Source organism: Streptomyces sp. TLI_185 (assembly GCF_003814765.1).
Taxonomy (GTDB): Bacteria; Actinomycetota; Actinomycetes; order Streptomycetales; family Streptomycetaceae; genus Streptomyces.
The window spans coordinates 10,397,618-10,416,446 of sequence record NZ_RKRB01000001.1 but is presented as its reverse complement, the minus strand read 5'-3'; the positions used below and the strand labels follow the sequence as shown (position 1 = coordinate 10,416,446).

Below are 18,829 nucleotides of genomic sequence, written 5' to 3'. Positions count from 1 at the left end.
GTCGAAGGCCCTGAACGGGCTGCCTGATCACAGCCGAAGTGCAAGCAGGTGGTCGTCGGTGGCGACGATCACCACGGCGTCCTTGATGATGGCCAGGTGGCGGATCGGAGAGGATATGTCGAGTTCTCCCGCGGATTCTATGTCGAGTTCTCCCGCGGATTCATCGCCCTCGCGCCACCAGTGCAGGATGCCGTCGGGTCCGCCGGCGGCTATGAGCTGCCCGTCGGCGGATGCCGCGGTCACGGAAACGACCGAGGACGCGCCAGTCAGGTCGTGGCTTGGACTGAGGCCGGGCTGCCCGTCGTCGGTGTCCGTCTCTACCAGGTCGTAGATGTGAAGGCACTGGTGGCCGGGTCTCACGAAGGCGGCCTGGCCTCGGAAAAAGCAGCCGACGGGGCTCACCAGCGGCTCATCGATGCTCGCGGGTACCGCGACGTGGAACCCTCCCAGCGGATGGAGTGTGCCGTCCGAAATGTTGAGCAGGTCAACTACGACACTGTGCTCGACGATCACGTGGGTCTGTAGCGCATCCCAAGTGACGTTCAAACGCGGGTATGCCAGGTGGAGTTGTTCATTCTTCGGCCGGTCGGCTCTGGCCAGGGCGACCGTTGAAGACTGGTGCCATCCGGACGCATGCAATTCCAGCGTCGTGATGATCTGTGTACCGTCATCTTGCTCGCCCAGGACCACCACCGTGGGCTCGGTGGAGCGCAGTGCCACCGCACTGTATACGTGCTGCATTCCAGCCAGGGTGACATCGGTATGTGTTATTCCGCTGGTCAGCCCTACCGAGAACAGGGTAGGGCCCGAGCCGTCAGCCGGGGTGACGATCAGCACGATTGTGGTGCTGGGGAAGGCCACATGGATTGCTGCGGTGTTCTCTGAAGCGGGAAAATCGAAGACTGTTTCACCGGAACGAGCGTCGAAGACTTCAACCTTGCCCGTCTCCGAGTGGGGCGCGGCGAAAAAGTCTTCGAGTGATACTGCGATGTAGCGGCCATCCGCTGAGGGGGTCAACTTTCGGATCCGGTACTGCAAGCTCCCCGTGAGCTGGGCCGTGGGACGGCTTTGAGCATCCAACTGCCAGCTTCGGATGGCCCCTCCAGTACGGTCTGCCGCCAGCAGTAGTGGACCTGTCGTGTTGGTTGTGAACAACACCGCTCCCACAGGTTCGCCGAACTGGCACAGTGCCCAGCCGCCCTGGCCGTCCAGCGAGGTGAGCATGACCGTTCCGGTTTCGGCTCCGGAGGCCAGCATCCCGGATGGAGCGTGCACTGCCAGGGCGTTCACCCCGCCGTACACGCCTATGGTGCAAATGTCTGCGGCGTCTTCCTCGCTCTTTTCTTCCAGACGGCGTGCGTAGTCAATGATGCCCGAATTGTAGAACTCACCTGTCCGAAGGAAGTTGCCGTCGACTTGGGCTCGGAACCATGCGGCCCGCGAGGCGGCAGAGGCGTGCATGTGATGGATCGTGACGGTGCCCGGATCGTCGCCGGGACGCGAGATGAACATGCCTCCGGAGGCGTAGCCAGCCACGTACACCAAGCCCTCCGGGACGGGGGTGACGACTACCGCTCCCACCCACCCGTTCTCCAATTGAAGGACGGGGCTTTCAGTGACGGCGATGTTTTCCTCTTGCGGTTGCAACTGCCAGAAGCGGACCTGCCCGTGTGCGTGCCCGGAGACGACTTCCCCGCCCTCCGCGTCGGATGCACAGAGGGACAACACCGGACCTGCCTCCTCGTCCGCGCCGAAGAGGGGTGCGTAAAAACCGGACCGGAGGTCCCAAAGAGTGTGGGAACCATCACTGAAGCCGAGGATGGCGAACACCTCTTCGCCGACTGGACACAACGCGGCCGCCGTAATACATGGTCCGCCCTCGTCGGCGGTGAATTCGACCTGTTCCGACAGGGCAGGCCCACACCGTAACTGTCCCCGGAAGGGGCCCGTCGCCAGGACGAGCCAGGCACCGTCGAAGAGGCACGTGCAGACCGCGAGAATCCCGAACATGTCGATCTTGATATCCGGAATCAGTGGCTCGTTCAGTTCGAGGTCCCAGATCCGCAAGTACCCGGCCTGCCCCCCAGTTGCCAGGACATCCCGGCCGTCGACAGTGAATGCGGCCATCGCGTTGACACCTTCGGGGTGCCTGCCGATGGTCTGGTAGGGGTATGAACGGATGGCGAAGCCCCACAAAGGCTGCCACGGCCGATGCGCGGGGACCGCGGCGAAAGCGTTGGCTGCATCGGGGAGCTCGGCACCGCGCGCGGCCAGTTCCAGGCGCGCAGCGCGTTCGCCGGGCGGTAAGCCGACGAGCAGGGCGACAGTGCGCAGGTAGATGGCGAGGAGCGGATTCGGGGCGTCGCGGGACGCCGCTTGCTCGGACCTGTGCCACACGGCGCGCTCGACCGCCCGGGCATCTGCATTTGCCAGGAAACCCGCATCAGTGACCAATTCGCCCAGCAGGTCGGCTTGGGCCGCATGGTACGGCAGGTGCTCGCGAGTGTAGTCATCCACCGCGTTCCAGTCCTGAACGCCGAGGTCGGTAAGGTACCGGGTCACCGAACGGTGCCAGTCTCGACCAATGATCTTTCGCCGTGTCAGGTACTCGCGGAACGAATCGTGGTAGTACCGCACTTCGTCGGAGTTGTAGCTGTACAAGTATTGGGTGCAGTCTTCAAGTACCTCCTGGACTGTTGTGTCGGGCAGCCCAGTGATCGCCGCGATACGGCCGGCGTCCAGGCCGGAGCCTTGGGCAACCGCGATCACGCCCAGCACGGGGACGTAGCAGCGGCGCCACCGGCTGCGGTCGGATTGGAGCTGTCGGGATACCCAGCTGTCGTAGAGATCGGCGAGGCTGCTGGGGAAGCGTGCCTGCGAGGGGTCCATGTCCAGGCCTGCTGGATCACGCAGCAGATCGTCGAGGACATGTTTGGCTACCAGGAAGTTCCCGGAGCTGACCTCGACGACGCGATCGATCCAGGCGTGCCTCTGCTCGTTCTCGGTGCCGGTCAGCCGCACTCCGACATACCGGGCCAGGTCATCGCTCGTCAGCTCGGGGTTGTGAGCCAGGGTGATCGTGGGCTGCGGCAGGCCTTGCAGTGCCCAGGGATCGGGACGGCTGGTGACCAAAAACCGCAGCGACGGCTGCCGTTCATCGGGGCGACGTAGCAAGAGCCTGAGAACCGCTGAGATGTTGTCCTCGTCGTGGTAGGAGAAGGAGGCGCTGAGGTCGTCCAGAATCACAACGAGGCCGGTTTGCCCACCAGTCGTGTCACCTGAACTCTCGGCAACCTTCGCCAAGGGGGACACCACAAGCCGGTTGAGGGCACGGCGGGTGCCCATCGCGCTGAGGTTGTCGATTCTCAGCCCGACTGCCTGCGCACCTGGCTGCATCTGGTCGATCTGGAAACTGGTCTCGTTGCGGATAGACACTCCGATTTCGGCGATCGAGGCTTGCACGGCGGCGCCGAAGCCAGGCATCGCGTGTGACAACGCTCGCGACAACGCCTTGACGAATTCAAGGGGGTCCAGGCTCTGGTCGTCGTTCGGGTCGCAGTAATGGGCAAGGCAGAGCGTTCGTCCCGCCTGGTGTTCGGCTGCATGCGGGGGCGCACTGAGGCGCGCGGCCAGCTGCCGAGCGAACACCGACTTGCCGGTCCCGGGAGGGCCGGTTACCAGGCAGAGGCCCGACCGAGAATCCTCCAGCCACGCATCGACCTTCCTGAACATCCCCTGGCGTTCGACCAGTTCGTCCGGAGGAAGGGCGGGTGCGCGGAGCGCCCCGCTCGTGCTCGGATTCCCCTCGGTGCCCCACGCATGCGCGGTCACGGCCGGGCCCACCTCTTCAGCCGATGTCGTCGACGTCGAGACCAACCGCCTGGCCGCCAGAACCGATGTCACCGACTTTCAGTTCGGCTTTGACGTCAGCGTTGCCCATACGCTTCGCGCGCACCGCGGCCACATACCCGTCGACCGACGCGGCGCTGACATGGACGTCGATGACGGTGCCCGTGGTTTCACGAAGCTCACCGCGGAAGGTAATCCGTTGCCCGTACACGGTCTCCAGCAGCCGCCGCAGGGCGTCCACCACCTCCAAGAGATGGTTGTCGGCCGGGTCGACTTCTGCGATGCCGTCGGCGTAATCAGCGAGTTCCCTCCGCAACGCCCGGATGGCATCGGTTTGTGCCTCGGCTCGGCTGTAGCGGATGCTCACACTCTCCAGCGGGGAGTCGAGGGCACCCCCGGCGTCGACGTCGATGGGCCCGTCCGGTCGCTCGGTGCGGTCGCGCATCCGTCGGAGCAGATCTGCGGCCTGGTCGTAGAGGAACCGGATGCCTTCGGTCAGAGCAGTCGCCCCGATCGCGGCGAGGGTGATGGGCTCAGACACTGCTCCCCCGAGGAGTCCCGTGGCCGGAAACCTTGCCTTCATGGCAGCCCCTACTCCTCCCGTCACCACACTTGCCTATAAAAGACGAATCAGGCAGTTGAGGCGTGCTGAGGCCGCGTCTCCCAACGGTTACGAGTACGGGGCCAGCGACTACAAGGACCAAGGCCCGGACGCCGCACTCGCGCTGCTCACGAAGAACGTGGAAGACCTATGCAACGAGCAGCGGCGCCGCCAGCAGCAGCTGGACCAGCCCACCGAGCAGGCATCACCCACCGCGGGTGCGTCGCCTGCCTGAACCTGTTCGGTAAACCGGGCCGGGCCAGTGCGAATTTCCACCCGCCGGGGTGACGCGGCACCGGATCGGCGGGCCGGGAGGATGCTGGCCCGCTACGAAGATCACGACCGCTTGTGATCTTTGAGAGGGAGCCTCGTGCGTTCCGTTCGCGCCCTACGGACCGCGGCCGCCGCGCTGTCCGCGCTCGCCGCCCTGCTCATTCCCACCACCGCGCACGCCGCCGACCCCGGCGATACCGTCGCCCTGCCCGTCCGCGACGCCCTGGCCGCGCTCCCCGTCCACGAGGAGGACCGCACCGGATACGAGCGCACCAAGTTCCGGCACTGGATCGACGCCGACTACGACGGCTGCAACACCCGCAACGAGGTCCTGATCGAGGAAGCCGTCACCGCCCCCGCACAGGGCGCCAACTGCCGGCTGACCGGGGGCGCTTGGTACTCGCCGTACGACGACACCTACTTCGCCGCCGCCCGCGCCCTAGACATCGACCACCTGGTCCCGCTCGCCGAGGCCTGGGACTCGGGCGCCTCCGCCTGGACGGCGAAGGAACGCGAGGCTTACGCCAACGACCTTGGGGATCCCCGCGCGCTGATCGCGGTCTCCGCCGCTTCCAACCGCTCGAAGGCTGACCAGGACCCCCAGACCTGGCAGCCACCCGCGGCCGGCTACCGCTGCACCTATGCCACAGACTGGGTGGCCGTGAAAACCCGCTGGCGCCTGGCGATCGACCCCGGTGAAGAGAACAGGCAGTAAGTCGGTGGGGGCGGTTGATCTGTGGTGGGCGTGGGCCCGCACGGTGGGCGGGCGGACGTCAGCGCGAGGGCAGGCAGTTGTGGTCCGGGCCATGGAGGCTGTGCGCGCACGGCGGCTTGTGCGGGGGCCGCTCGGGGCTGAACTGTGGCCACCGCCAAGCGAGTTCAACTTGTCGTCGGTCCAGGGGGCGCCGGTGAGGCTGGAGCCGTGCATCCGCAGCGCCGGGATCTGATGCGGCAGGTGCTGTTGCGCATGGCCCCGCGAATTCGGGTACGTCGGTGCCGTGCCGGCTCTGCTGTGTCTGAACCGTGCCGTGGAGGGCCGCTCAAGGCGTTGCCCCACGTCGGATAGAAGGCTGCAGCAGGACTACGAGTACGGCAGTTGCGCCGAGCCCAGAGAAATTTCTTGGGCACCAGGGTGACCTCGGATCGGAACCCCTCCGTCAGCTGCCGGTCAGGACTACGCTGCCCCGCGACGGGGCGATCTAAGGGGGAAACAGCCATGGCAGACCAGGATGCGTCCTCATCCGTGTTGATTGAGACCGTTCAGGTTGACTCGCGCGGCGCACGCCAGATCAGCAGTAGGACGCGGACGGCGTCGCCGCTGGGCGAGCGCTCCGGCGAGGTGCGGGAGGCAATCCAGCAGGCTACCGCCCTTGCCCAGGACGCCCTGGACCAGGTGCCCGAGCGGCGCGGCTGGGCAGTAACCGGGATGGAGGTCTCCTTCGGTCTGACCCTCGCGGCGGAGGCCGGCGTCATCCTGACCAAAGCATCTGCGGAAGCGTCCCTCGAGGTAACGCTCACGGTGGAACGGACTAAGGGTGCCCCATGAGCACCATGTCCTACTGGGTGCAGATCGACGAGGGTGACCTGCATCTGGGGGCCGGATTCCTCGTCACACGCGGCTTCGTGCTGACCGCGCTGCATTGTATGGAGGGGGTGTCCTCCTACGATGCGGATCTGGATCTGCAGCTCCCGGACGGGCAGCGAGTTCCAGGACGGCTGTGCGACCGGATCGAAGACGCGGACCTTGCGCTTATCTCTGTGGTGAACGCCCACGCGTATGACCTCCCGGTCGCCCCGCCCACGGACCGCCCCCGCCAGGACATCCCCTGGAAGGGCTCCTACCGGCCGCCAGGTGAGAAGACTCGGCTGAGCGGGCAGATCACCCACGCACCGGTCAGTCACCAGAGCGAGGCAGGCGGCGAGTTCACGGGACTGCAGCTGACTGTCGACCAGGAGGTCCACAACTTCGCGGGATACTCCGGCAGCCCGGTGGACATCGACTCGGCCGAGGCCGGTTCACGTGAGCGTCCCGTCGTCGGCATCCTCATGGAACAGGAGCTCAGCCGCGCAGACGGCTCCCCGGACACCAACGTGGTGTTCGCGGCCTCGGTACTGCACGCGATCGAGCGGTTTCCGTACTTCGACGTCGCGCACCTGCGCGCCGCGGTCGCTGGCGAACAGCTGGTCCTGCCCGCGCAACAGCCTCGTCGGGCTGTGCCGGACAGCGGTGTCGAGGCTTTCCTGAGGCGGCTGCGCCAATTGGAGGAGGACGGCTACATCACCCCGCAGGAGGCCGCGGACGGGCGTGCCAAGGCCCTGCGTGCGCTGGGCGACCAGCTGCTCGGCGGAGCCGGTGGTGACTGAGCAGACCACCGCTCCGGGGTGGGCGGAACGGATCGGCGCCGCCGAGCGTGCGGTGCGGGGTGACCCGCGGGCACCGCAGTTGCTGGGCACCTATGTCAACGGCCTCGCTGACGATCTCGCTCTCCTCAACACCTCCGACGATGCACAGCACTTCGCGTATTTCGTCACGCTGTTGCGCGAGCTGGATCTTGCTGGCGCGGTCGGCAGCGCGCTGGCGGTGGCGGAGTCCTGGATCGAAGACGGTCGCGTGCCCGCCGTACACCGGTGCGCCGTTCACAACCGGCTCGCCACCGTCCTCATCGACGCGGGAGGCGAGCATCTCGACGAGGCGCTGGCCGCGCTGGAGACGGCACTGGACGCTGCGGACACGCCCGCCGAACATGCCCGCACCTATACGAACCTCGCCCTGTGCGCGGCCGAGCAGGGAAAGTGGCCGATCGCGCAGGCCCGCGCTGGACAGGCAGAGGCGCTGAGCCGCTCCCTACCGGAGACTGGACAGCGCCTCGAACTGCTGCTGCGGGCCGTCACCGTCCTCTTCCTGGCAGCCCGCCGAGAAGAGGACGCCCACCGCGCCCGAGAACTCGCCCGCGAGCTTGAGGTTTTGTGCCAGCACCAGATGGACCGCTGGGGCGACGACCATCCCCTCGCCCTGGAGGCACTCGTCCTCATGGCCTCAGCCCGTTACGAAACGGCCGCCCTGGACGATGACCTGGAGAGCATGGAGCGGCTCACCGACGTCCTCGAGCGCGCGTCCCAACGCTCGGCAACCACGCTGGGGATCCGGCACCCGCGGGCCAAAGCGGTGCGCACCGCCCTCACCCGTGCGCACGAGACCACCCGCCAGACACGCGCTGCCCTGCTCACTCCGGCGGCTACGGCCCCGCGCCCGCAGCCAGCGCCGGACCAGCAGCCCCTCCTCGTCCTCGAACTGCTGGTGCACGGCATCGACGGCGCCACCCCAGAGCAGATGCTCGGCGACCCACGCGTCGTGCGAGTCGGGGGCGATGACGTCGCGGCGCTGCACCGCAAGGCCGAGGACACGGACGCGGAGCAGCGACCGGAGGACTACCGCGATCACCCGGTGCCGGAGGCGTACACCTGGGCCCGCCTCGCCCCGGGCACCAGCCCTGGCCGAGTGCTGCAATACCTGCTCCTGCCCTTTATGGTCGTCAACCTCGCCCACTGGATGCGCCCACCCGCGCGCGGTCTCCGGCGCACGTCCAGGCTGCACGGGCTGCTGGTGCGGCTCGCCGCGCTCAGCCTCACCGTCATGGTCGTAACGGCGGTCTGCGAACTCTCCATGGACCTGGCCGCCTGGCAGTGCGCCGGCAGCGTCGCATGCGCCCGCGGCCAGCGCTTCTGGATGGGCTTCATGGCAGCGGATTCCGGCGGCTGGTGGGCGCAGCCCGGTCGCCGCCTCGCCGTCGGATCGTTGCCTCCGTGCGTGTGCATCGCATTGCTGTGGCGGCTGTCCCGGCAGAACTGGAACGCCTATGAGTCCCAACGGCCACCGGCTCACCCACCCGCCCCTGAGTTTTCGGACCGCACGCCGCTCGCCAAGCCGGGATTCTGGTACCAGCGACGCCTGGTGCATCGGCTCACCGCCGTACACACGACCGCTGGACTACTCACTGTGGCCTGGCTGCTCGTCAACGCGCCTGCGCACTTCGACCGGCAGCACGGGGGATCGGCAGCACTGGAGACTCTGGGCTGGCTGTTCAGCGCGCTGATCCTGGCAGGCGGCCTGCAGGTGGTGTGGGGAGTTTGCCGCCGCGGCACCTCCGAGAACCGGCTCGACATGGAACTGGACCATGGACTTGCAAGGTCCCCCCGCAACGCGGCCGCCCTCTTCGTACTCTGCCTCGGCTACGCCATGTGGTCCCGGCCCTCCTGGCAATCCACCGGACGGCTTCCCGGTAGCGACACCATGTACAGCGGAGTACTCGTGGCCCAGGGGCTGGCTGTGGTGGCGCTGGTCGTGGTCGGAAAGGTCCTGTTCCGCCGTGGGCCGGTCCCGAACGTCCTGTTGCGGGGCCTGGCCCCGGCTACGGCAGTGATGCTTGCCTGCTCCCTCTACAGCATGCTGGCCGCTGGCGCCGTCCAGGGACTCGCTGACTGGCTGGATAACCGCAGTTCCTCCGGACCGCCGGCCGATGCCATACCCGGCCCTCCCCCGCTGGTGACCTGGCAGATGTCCGCCATCCCCGTACTGCTCGCCGTCCTTCTGGCCCTCGCAGGTTCGGTGTACGTCCGCATCCACAAACTGGCGCAAGCCTTGAGCGCGCACGTCTTCGCGGATTTTCCGGGCGAGCCCAAGAATGCGCGGCGTACCTACCAGATCGCGATCGCCCAGGCACGCGCCCGGGTCACCGACACGATCCCTACCCTGCTCAGCGCCTTCGCCTTGGTCGTACTGCTACTGACCACGGCTTCCCTGACGGGAGCCCTCCTGACGGCCGCTCCCCCGGGCCACGCCGCAGCCGGACTGCCGCGTCCCGTCGCCGAATTGAGCCAAACCCTCAAGGCAATCGGGTCCTGGCTGATCGCCGCCGGAGCGGTGGTCTTCCTCAACTCCAGTCGCCAAGCCGCCCGTGCCCCGTCATCCCGCAGTCTCCTCGGTATCGCGTGGGACGTGGGCACTTTCTGGCCGCGCGCTGCCCATCCCTTCGCCCGGCTCTGCTATTCGGAACGGGCCGTCCCCGACCTCACCTGGCGCATGACAACGTGGTGCCGACAGACCGGCGGTCGGGTCCTGATCTCCGCGCACTCCCAGGGCAGCGTGCTTGCGGCCGCCGCGATCTGGCAACTGCCCTTCGCTGACCGTAAGCGCGTCCAGTTACTCACCTACGGCTCGCCCTTGGAGCGTCTGTACGGGCGGCTCTTCCCGTCGTACTTCGGGCATGAAGCGCTTCACGCACTCCACCGTGAGGTCGACACATGGCGCAATCTGTGCCGGCTTACGGATCCCATCGGCGGCCCGGTGCACGTCGGTGGCGGGGGCGAAGGCCCTGAAGTAGACCGCCTTCTGAAAGATCCTCTCAGCTTCGGCCGCTCGGCTGCGTACCCGCTGTCCACTCCAATCCGCGGGCATAACAACTACCAGGCCGATCCAGCTTTCGCCGAGGAACGACAGAGGATGGTGGCACGGACCGTGTCTCCGCCCACCATCGCGCGGCCCTCGCTCGACGGCGCGTAGCGCACTTGACGGCGTAGGGCTGTCAACAGGAACACCGATATTCGGCCTTGTCACCCCTGTCATGACGACAGGGGTCGGCGCCCGACCAGGGCAATGAGCGCACGCGATCACACCGCCCTTTCGTCCGTCCGGCACAGCACCCGGTCGTTCGCAGCCGGCGGGTTCGAATTGTGTATGAAGGGGTCCGATGATGCGATGCGGTATGCCGGGTGTGGGTTGGCACTGTAGGGCCTTCTGCGTCGCGTGGCCGCCGAGGGCGGGTATGGATGGGGGAAGCGTCAGAGTGTGATTGATCTCCAGCCAGTTTGCTGATGTTTGTGCGGCCCTTGTGGGTTTCTGAATATTCTCCCGGGCAGGGTGCACACAGAGGTGCGGTTCGACGGCGGCTGGGGGGCGCGGTGGGCACCATGGCGGGCGGCGCGATGTCGCTGTTGTTCAGTGAGGCCGAGGGCCGTATCCGTGTCTCTTCTGTGGCCGGGATTCCGGATGGCACGTGCGCGGTGTCGGTCCCGGTACGGCGTCAGGGGAGCAACCGGGCGCCTCGTGATCGACGAGGGCTGTTGCGTATTCGGGAAGTCGACCTGATCACAGCAGCGTCGCAACCTGCTTGTCAGCCGCCGGAACAGCTCAGCAGCAGGGATCTGGTCTGGGTGTTGTCGGCGAACCGGCGCGGTTGGTCCACCATCGTGTCCCGGTTCGGTAGCCGTGCTCGAGACGCTGCTTTGGCGCTGGTGCGTTGCGGTGGTGTGGTCTTGCGCTGCGGGGTCGATGAGGACCTGGAGGTCGCGGATCCGCTCAGCTGGCGGCTGTCGCACGCGTGGGCCCTGCAGGCGGATGAACTGCTGCAGGAGCTGCGGGGCTGGCGGGATCCCGATGAAGTACGCAAGGACCTCTTGGCGTTGATGGGGCCGGTGGAGGAACTGGACGGCGAGCGGGCGCTGTTGGAGGCCTGTCCGGCGGGTTCTGTGCTGCGAGTGCCTGAGAGCAGTGCGGCGGCGACGGAGGCCTGGAGCGCCTATGAGGCGGCCGTGCGGGCGGCTGCACAGTGGTGGCCCTGTTACCGGGCAGGCGAGCGCATGACGGCCAAGGAGCTGGCCGGGCTGGCCCTGAGCGGGTCGAAGATGTGGACTCCTGCGCGTCAGACCGCCTTCGAGAATCTGATCGGTATGAGTTTTGACCTCGCTCTCGATGAGGCCGATATCGACATCCGTGTACGAGGGCCGTTGAGGTGGCACGTGGGGTCGGTGGCGGCCGATGCCTCGGTGGCTAATCCCTGGATCGCTCTGCCAGCCGGCGCTCTGAGACTGGTCGGTGAGGTCGAATACGGCGGACGGGGTGTCTTCCTGGTGGAGAACTCCGACACGTTCGAGCGCGTGTGCGCGATACCCGAGATTGCCTCGCAGTGGCTGTGCATCTGGGGCAAGGGGTACGTCACCAACAAGCTCGTTGCCCTGCTGGACTGGCTACAGCCCGCGCGCCTGGCGATCTGGGGCGACCTGGATGCCGACGGCATCGCCATCATTGATGACCTGTCCGGGCGGCTTGGCCGCACGGTGCATCCAGTGGGGATGGAGGCGGCAGTGTGGCGGGCCGGCCCCTACCGGTATCAGAAGCCGGAGGCGTTCCCGAAGGCACGGGCGCTGGCGGCCAGGATGGCCGCCGAGGGACCGGTCGAGCTGCAGGCTCTGGCCGCGGAAATCGCAGTGACGGGTGAGTCGTGCGAGCAGGAACCTGTGCACAGAAAGGTCCTGCCTCGTTTGGCGGAGCTGTTGAGTGCGGTGCCGGCCGATGACTGAGCAGTTGGCGTTCGGGGACAGTGAGCGGGAAGATCTCGCGGCTGCCACGCAGTTGGCCAACTGGCGGGCTTTCATGGCTCCCGTCGCCGAGGATGCCGGTGCGGTGGCGCGGCACCCGGAGGTGGCCCAGGTCGCGCTGGCCATCCTGGAGGTGTTTGCCGAGCATGCCGGGCCGCACGGGCTGACGAGAGCGCAGGTGCTGGAGGCGCTGGCCAACCATCCGCAGGGGTGGCCGCAGGAGTTGGTCGACCGGCGGCTGTCGGTCTTGACGCGGCTTGGCTTTCTCGAGCCCTATCTCCTCAAGGCGCACCAGGACCGGTACGTGGTGCGGCCGGCCGGCTTGGCGGGGGCTCTGGCGGCTGAACGGCTGGCCGAGCACGGCGGCGTGGATGAGCTGATCCTGCTGCTGGATCGGGCCAGGGCCGTGTTCGACCGCAGCAACCCCGATCCGGGCGCTTGCCTGGACTACTTGGTGTCATGCCGCAATGCACTGCGTGTGTTCGCGCTGGATCTGCAGCGGCAGATCGCCACCGGCACTCCGGCCGAACTCATGGAATCCCAACGGCAGCACGATCACCAGGGGTTCACGCTGCAGGTCAACGAGCTGAATGACCTGGTCACGGTCCGGTTCAGCGGACAGTGGGCGCTCGAGGAAGCCGCCTCGGCGCTGATCGAGGCGGAGCTGTTCTACCGCCGGCAGGTCATCGCCGCGGCGGAGAAGGTCCTGGAGCACGGTGGGGGCAGCCTGAACTTCGACGTCCTGACCGTCACCGAATACACCGATGCGGCTGTCAAAGGCGACCTTGCTTTGCTGTCCCAGGCCGGCGCAGCCCTCGTCGCCGACATGCCCCCGGTGTGGATCGAGCCTGCCGGGCTCCTGGAGGCCGTGGAGGGCTTCGCGCCCCGCTCGCGGGTGCGTGTGCGACCGCCGGTGCCTGAGACGAGGGACGATGAGGAGGACGACCCGCTGCGATGGGCTGAGCAGGCGCAGGAGCGGGCGCGGGAGAGCCGTCGGCTGCTCGCCGACGAGTTGCTGGAAGGGGCGCAGGAAGCAGACCTCACCCAGGCGTTGTACGCGGTCGGCTGGCCCGCGGCCGCGGCGATCATCACCGACGTCCTAGCGCTGGGGGACGATCCGAGCGAACCGTACGCGGTCGTGGTCGAGGACGCCTTGCTGGCTGATCCGGACGCCTCTGTCACCTATATGCATCCGGTCCGTCTTCGCCGCACACAGACCGCCGGTTTTCCGGACGGGGACGTGGATGAGCCCTGAGAGCGCCGCTGCTCAGCCATCCGGCTCGGACACCGCTGTGCAGACAGCACTGCTTCTGGCCCGGCTACGGGCTGTGGGGGTGGCCCCGGCGACGGTGTCTGATGCGGTCCTGGCTGCCGCTGCGGCCGCGGCCTGCCACAACGGTCGCCGCATCATCCGGATCCATGGCGCAGCGACGTCGACCGACGTGCTGGTGCTGGGGTGGGACGGTGACACAGCGCCAGCTGCCGGTCTGGTGTCACCGCAGCTGTGGCTGGGACTGTCTCCGGTTCCGACGCTCGTGTGGGCCGCGTGCCTGCGGGCGGCCTGGCCCGAGCCGGGACTGGCACCGTTCCCGGGGCGTCCCTTCCCCAAGACTGGCATTGTGTCGCTGTGTTCGGCACTGGGCGCGGACCGCAAGTCCGTCGAGCAAGCCCTGGAGCGGACCTTGCCCGATGCGCATCTGATCGTGGCCGAGAAAACCGTGTGCCGGCTGGGGGCAGCCGTTGCGGCGCTGCCCCCAGCCGTGGTGGAGGGCCTACGGCGCGGGCATCATCTGCTGCCAGCCCCACAAGCAGACGCGCCGGACCTGGAGCAGCTCCCGGTGCCTGGGCAGGCGTCCGCTCACGAGATCCCGGCCGAGACCGACGCCGTGCCTGAGGCTTCCGATCCGTACGTGGTCCGGTCGGCGATTGCCGCGCTGGAGACGGCGCGCAGACCGGTGCCGCGAGGTGCTCTGCCGCTGCTCGCCGATCCCGCGATGCGCTCGGCGGCGGAAGAGATCCTGCGCCCGTGCGGGCGTCAGCTGCTGCAGACGGCGGATGGTAACTGGACTACCGGGTTCTGCGATTCGGTGGCCGATGCGCTGGTAGCCGAGGGCACCGGCACCCTCGGCACGGTGGACAGGGCCGTGCTGGCCTTGGTGCTTTTGCACACGGTGGCCATCCCGCGGGCCCAGGGGCGGCATCGCCACAGCCGGTGGACGGGCGAACCGCATGCGGTCACCCTCGCCGCCCTCGCCTCCAATCGCAAGATCTCCAAAGTCGCGATGAGTGCCGCCCTGCGCAGGCTGAAAGCCGCTGGCATGGTCGCCGAGAGCACCACCGGCCATTACGTTCCCGGCCCGGCACTGGACCGGCTGAGCGACGAGCGCAGCAGCATGCTCTGGGAGGACCTCATCCTGGTCGGGCGGCCGGACGGGCACCTGGCCGCGGCCATCCGGCGCCGCCGCCTTGCAGCTCTCCCTTCCGATGACGACGGGCGGCCTGCTGACGGGCCGGCAGAAACGGACCACGTGTGAATGAGCAGCAGGTGAGTGTCCTGGGCAAGCGCGGGGTGATCGGCACCCGCCAGCTCATCGCCGTGCAGACGTTCGACATCGCTCGCCTTACGTCCCATCCCGTCGCCGTCATTCCCGGCGCTTTCATCGCGGTGACCGGTCGCGGGCCGAAGGACTCCAACGAGTCGGGCAAAACCAGCTTTCTTGCGGCTGTGGCTCTCCTGCTCGGGGATCCCGAGTGGCGCCTGGCGGGAGGCGGCTCCGTGCATGCGCCCCGGCTGCTGTTCGAGCCCGTGACCGCCGGCGCGGTCCCGGAACTGAACGCTCCCGCCCACCTCGGCTATGTGGTGGGCGTCTTCGCCGAGCCGGACGACCCGCAGGCCACCGCGCACACCGTGTGGCTGCAGATATCTGCCAAGCCGCAGCACATCGAGGTACGGCACAAAGAAGGCGTCCATCTGCTCCTGGACGGCGATGACCGCTCACGGCATGATCGGGCACCGGATTTCTTCCGCAAGCTGAGCGGGAAACCCCTGGGCGCCACGGACTTCGCGGAAGCCCTCTACGGCCGCGCACCCCGGCTGCTGGCCTACATCGCCACCCGCGGCGGGCTGCGTTCACGTCCCTCGCTGCTGAAGCTGGACGCCGGCACCTTCACGCCTGTGCAGATCGGCGACGCGTTGCTGTCGCTGACCGGTAAGGCCGGCATGCTCTCCAACGACGAGCAGGCCCGCAAGGACCTGGCCAAGACGCAGGCCGACCTGGCCGACATGATCGCCCAGGCCGAAGTCTCCTACCGTGCCGAGGAAGCCATCCTGCATTCGGTCTCCACTCGGGCCCGCGCGCGGGTGGAGACGTCACGCGCCTACCGCTTCTGGCGCTGGGCATGCGCACGGGCCGCCCTCGACAGGGTCATCCGCCAGCAGCGCGTCACTGTCCGCCTCGCCGTCACCGGCGCCGACATCGACACGCTCACGCAGCAGTACAACGACACCCAGGGCGAGCTCCTTGAGGCCCGCAACACTGCTCACCTGCGGCGCGAGGCCGAAGGCACAGACCGGCGCAAGAAGCAGGCCCAGCTGGAGGTGGAAGAGGCCAACCAGCGCGAGGGGCGATTGCGCGGCGAGCTGGAGCGCACACAACGCGATTACCGGGCGGCCGCCGAGCGCGCCGGGCACTATGCCGGACCGGTGTCTGAGGAACTCGCCCAGCGGCTGCGTGACCACGAGTCCCGGCACAGGACGGTGGGAGCCAGGCTCCTCGTGGCCGAGGACCGCGTCACCAGCCTCGCCGAGGAGCTCGCCGAAGCCCGCGAGGGCCGTACGGGTGCGGCAGCATCTGTGCTGCGAATGCTGCACGAGGCGGGGGTCGAGGAAGCGGTGGGGCTGATGGCCGCCACCCGCATCCAGCCGCACGCCCGGCACCTGTGGGAAGCCCGCCTGTCTCCGTGGCGGGACGCCGTGTGCATCCCGGCAGACGCCGACGTCTTGGAGCGTGCCACTGCCGCCGTGGACAGCATGCCCGGTGCCGTCCTCATCGCCGGCCCCGAACCCGGCCCGTCCGTCTGCGATCCGCTCCCCCATGACCCGCCCTTGCTGCCCGACGGCATCCTCGGCACCGATCCCCTGGCCGTACCCTTTCTGCAGGCACTCGCCCAGTGCACCAGCGTGGAGCAGCCGCCGCATGCCGTCATGCCTCACCTCGGCATCCACGTGATCGGTGGCTTCGCGCAGCCGATCGCCGGGCAGGAGGACATCTGCGCCCACCTGCAGCAGCAACTAGGCGAGGCAGCCACCGAGCGGGCCGCCCTCAAGGCGGCGCTGGACCTTCAAGACCGCCGGATCGCCGAACTGCACCGGGACATCGACCGAGCGCTGGCCCACGAAACCGCCGAACAGCTCAAGCCTCGGATACGGGAGCTGGAAGACACCCTGGCCGAGCTCCTGACCGCACTGCCCAGCCTGCGCGAGAAGGCCGAGGCAGCCTCAGACGCCGCCCACCAGGCCAAGACAGCCTTCGACACGGCCGAGGAACGCGCCAGGGCACTCAGCGTCACCGCTACAGAGACAAAGAAGAACCTCGCGCAGGCCCAGCGGAGAAAGGACAGGCTGGATGAGCTGCAGACCTCGCTGACCGGTGACCGCTCTGCGGGCGCCTGGTCCGGATCCCTCGACGAGGCGCTCGAGGAACTCAACTGGCATGCTCTGCCCGAGGATGACCCCGATGCCGAGCCCACGGACGAGATCACCCCGGCTTCCGTCGTACCCCGCGATGCGGGCCGCGAGGCCGAGTGCCGCAGCAGCGGCCTGCTGCACGGCGAAGCCCGGGCTCGGCTCGCGGCCGCCCTCACCGGGCTGGCCGCAGACACGAAAACCACCGGGGTGGCCACACCGGAACTCGCCGACGCCCTGCACCACCACGACCGCAACACCATCGACCCCGACGGTCGGCTCTTCCGCACTTCCCTTACGGCCCTGCGAACCTGGCTGGACGACAACGCCGAGCGGGACGACAGCGCCCGGGAACAGGTGGAGATCACCCGCGGCAAACGCCAGGCCGAACGCCAGTATCTCGAAGGCGTCGTCGAGGAATCACACCAGGCCCTCGCACAGACTCAGCAATCCATCCAGCAGCGGGTACACAGCGCACTGGATCTCATCAGCACGACCCTCGACCGCCTCAACAAACGCGACGACGGCTACGGCGCCGACCTCGACCACCAGGTCTTCCCACCCGACACCGCTGAAGGACAGTGGATCTGCCACGTCGTACCCCGCTGGCGGCGCAACCCCGGCGGCCGACTACTGCCGTACGACGCCTCCACCAACACCGCGCAGGAAAAGCTGTTCTCGATCCACCTCGTGCTAGCCGCCCTGTTGGCGGCGCCCGACGCCCGCGGTCGTGTCCTTATCCTCGACGAGCTCGGCGATTCGCTCGGCGCAGAACACCGGCGCGAGGTCATCGCCGCCTTGCGCGACGCCGCGCAAGAACACGGCATCACTGTGCTGGCCACCTGCCAGGACGGGCTGATGTCGGATGTCCGGCCAATGTGCGGCCAGATCCTGCAGTTCCGCTACTACTCCAAGTCCGACGCTCTCAACCGGCCCACGCTCATGTTCGGTTTCGATCCCAACCACCGCCGCGTCAAGCTCACCCTTGACGACCTCGTCACCAGCCGGTCCTGACAGCTGGACCGTTCATCTCAGCGGCTCGGCCGCGGTGCGCAGCCAGCTGGACAGACACTGCGCGTCTCGCCATCAAGCAATATGATCTTGTCAGGAGGGAGCAGGATTGCCTCCCCAGACGCCCTCCCGTTCGAGGCCGGCGGCCCGGCGATCACCGGGGAGTGGGTCCACGGCGCGACCGCCCGGAAGACTCCAGGGTCCAGTACAGGTCTTCCGCATCGGGACCGGCATTCCAGGACCTGAGCAGTCCCGTCGTAACCAATCGGTCAAGCACATAGGGCAGTTCGGCAGGCTCGGTACCGCCAGCGCGCGCCATCTGCTCAAGCTCGCTCCAACCGCTGCCTGTTTGGAGATCCGTGTGGGCTGCGAGGTAGACGCTTGCCAGCTGCGGCAGCGGCTCCGCTGTCCCCGCCCTTGAGGGACAACCGGCACGCAGCGCCCAGTCGGCTGCATGCCTTCGGTCGCTGCGAGCTGGCGCCTGGCCCAGCAGGGTGGCATCGAGCAGTTCGGCAACGAACTCGTTGGCGGCGCGTTCCGGAGCGGTGCGCAGCCAACGTGCTCGTTCAAGCTCGTGCCACGGGTCGGGGGTGTCGAGGTGAAGGCTGCGCAGCAGGCCTTTGGCCAGACGGACATGCATGGCGGCATTCATGCGCAGGGTGCACTGGAGGGCGAGCAGGCGTGCCGCGGCCGAGGCATCGGGCGGGAGAGCGGCGGCCAGGTAGCTGAGCATTTCACGTACTCGGATCTGCTCGCCGGGCCCTCTGCGTTGTCGTGTGCGTCGCCGAGCGGTTGGTGACTGCCGCAGGGTGGCGCGGGGGGCGGTGTCGGGTACGACGGCGGCCTGGGCTGTCGCGGCAGCGCAAGCGCTGCAGGCATCGGCGAGTCGCCATAGCTGTCCGCCGCGTTCGCATGCGAGGAGGAGGCGGATGGGGCCGGCGCAGCCGCGGTGGCGGGGGTGCCAGCGGCAGCCGCGTTCGTGGCACTGGCAGATCCTCAGGTACGGGGGACGGAGGTCACCACGCGCGTGCCGTGCG

General features: G+C 67.9%; 12 protein-coding genes. 9 read left to right on the top strand and 3 right to left on the bottom strand.

What is annotated here, in order from left to right; translation table 11 throughout:
• Positions 1-27: 27 nt before the first annotated feature.
• Entirely contained in the window at positions 28-3,831 is a 3,804-nt protein-coding gene (locus tag EDD92_RS47950) for an NACHT and WD repeat domain-containing protein (RefSeq protein ID WP_123970115.1), read from the bottom strand.
• Positions 3,832-3,847: 16 nt separating this feature from the next.
• Positions 3,848-4,390, bottom strand: a complete 543-nt coding sequence (locus EDD92_RS47945) for a hypothetical protein (RefSeq protein ID WP_123970114.1) — start codon at positions 4,388-4,390, stop codon at positions 3,848-3,850.
• Positions 4,391-4,487: 97 nt separating this feature from the next.
• On the opposite strand from EDD92_RS47945, the gene EDD92_RS47940 reads away from it, so the two are divergent.
• The 9 genes from EDD92_RS47940 (at position 4,488) to EDD92_RS47900 (ending at position 17,795) form a co-directional block, all read left to right on the top strand.
• Positions 4,488-4,685: a hypothetical protein gene (locus EDD92_RS47940; RefSeq protein ID WP_123970113.1), complete on the top strand. Its 198-nt coding sequence runs from the start codon at positions 4,488-4,490 to the stop codon at positions 4,683-4,685.
• 135 nt (positions 4,686-4,820) lie between these two features.
• Positions 4,821-5,438, top strand: coding sequence for an HNH endonuclease family protein (locus tag EDD92_RS47935; protein WP_123970112.1), 618 nt, complete (start codon positions 4,821-4,823; stop codon positions 5,436-5,438).
• A gap of 501 nt (positions 5,439-5,939) precedes the next feature.
• Positions 5,940-6,269, top strand: coding sequence for a CU044_2847 family protein (locus EDD92_RS47930; RefSeq protein WP_123970111.1), 330 nt, complete (start codon positions 5,940-5,942; stop codon positions 6,267-6,269).
• On the top strand, positions 6,266-7,087 hold the full coding sequence (locus tag EDD92_RS47925; RefSeq protein ID WP_123970110.1) for a serine protease: 822 nt from the start codon (positions 6,266-6,268) through the stop codon (positions 7,085-7,087). The genes EDD92_RS47930 and EDD92_RS47925 overlap by 4 nt, the downstream gene beginning before the upstream one ends.
• A complete protein-coding gene (locus EDD92_RS50350) occupies positions 7,080-10,283 on the top strand; it encodes a tetratricopeptide repeat protein (protein ID WP_185124370.1) in 3,204 nt (1,067 codons plus the stop codon). Before EDD92_RS47925 ends, EDD92_RS50350 begins: the two co-directional genes overlap by 8 nt.
• Positions 10,284-10,690: 407 nt before the next feature.
• Positions 10,691-12,079: a DUF2220 domain-containing protein gene (locus tag EDD92_RS47915; protein WP_260327394.1), complete on the top strand. Its 1,389-nt coding sequence runs from the start codon at positions 10,691-10,693 to the stop codon at positions 12,077-12,079.
• On the top strand, positions 12,072-13,352 hold the full coding sequence (locus EDD92_RS47910) for a hypothetical protein (RefSeq protein ID WP_123970108.1): 1,281 nt from the start codon (positions 12,072-12,074) through the stop codon (positions 13,350-13,352). The genes EDD92_RS47915 and EDD92_RS47910 overlap by 8 nt, the downstream gene beginning before the upstream one ends.
• Complete coding sequence (locus tag EDD92_RS47905) at positions 13,342-14,631, top strand: hypothetical protein (RefSeq protein ID WP_123970107.1); 1,290 nt, start codon at positions 13,342-13,344, stop codon at positions 14,629-14,631. The genes EDD92_RS47910 and EDD92_RS47905 overlap by 11 nt, the downstream gene beginning before the upstream one ends.
• Complete coding sequence (locus EDD92_RS47900; RefSeq protein WP_123970106.1) at positions 14,628-17,795, top strand: hypothetical protein; 3,168 nt, start codon at positions 14,628-14,630, stop codon at positions 17,793-17,795. The genes EDD92_RS47905 and EDD92_RS47900 overlap by 4 nt, the downstream gene beginning before the upstream one ends.
• Before the next feature lie 151 nt (positions 17,796-17,946).
• On the opposite strand, the gene EDD92_RS51910 is transcribed toward EDD92_RS47900, so the two are convergent.
• Positions 17,947-18,525, bottom strand: coding sequence for a hypothetical protein (locus tag EDD92_RS51910; RefSeq protein ID WP_260327251.1), 579 nt, complete (start codon positions 18,523-18,525; stop codon positions 17,947-17,949).
• Between the last annotated feature and the right edge of the window lie 304 nt (positions 18,526-18,829).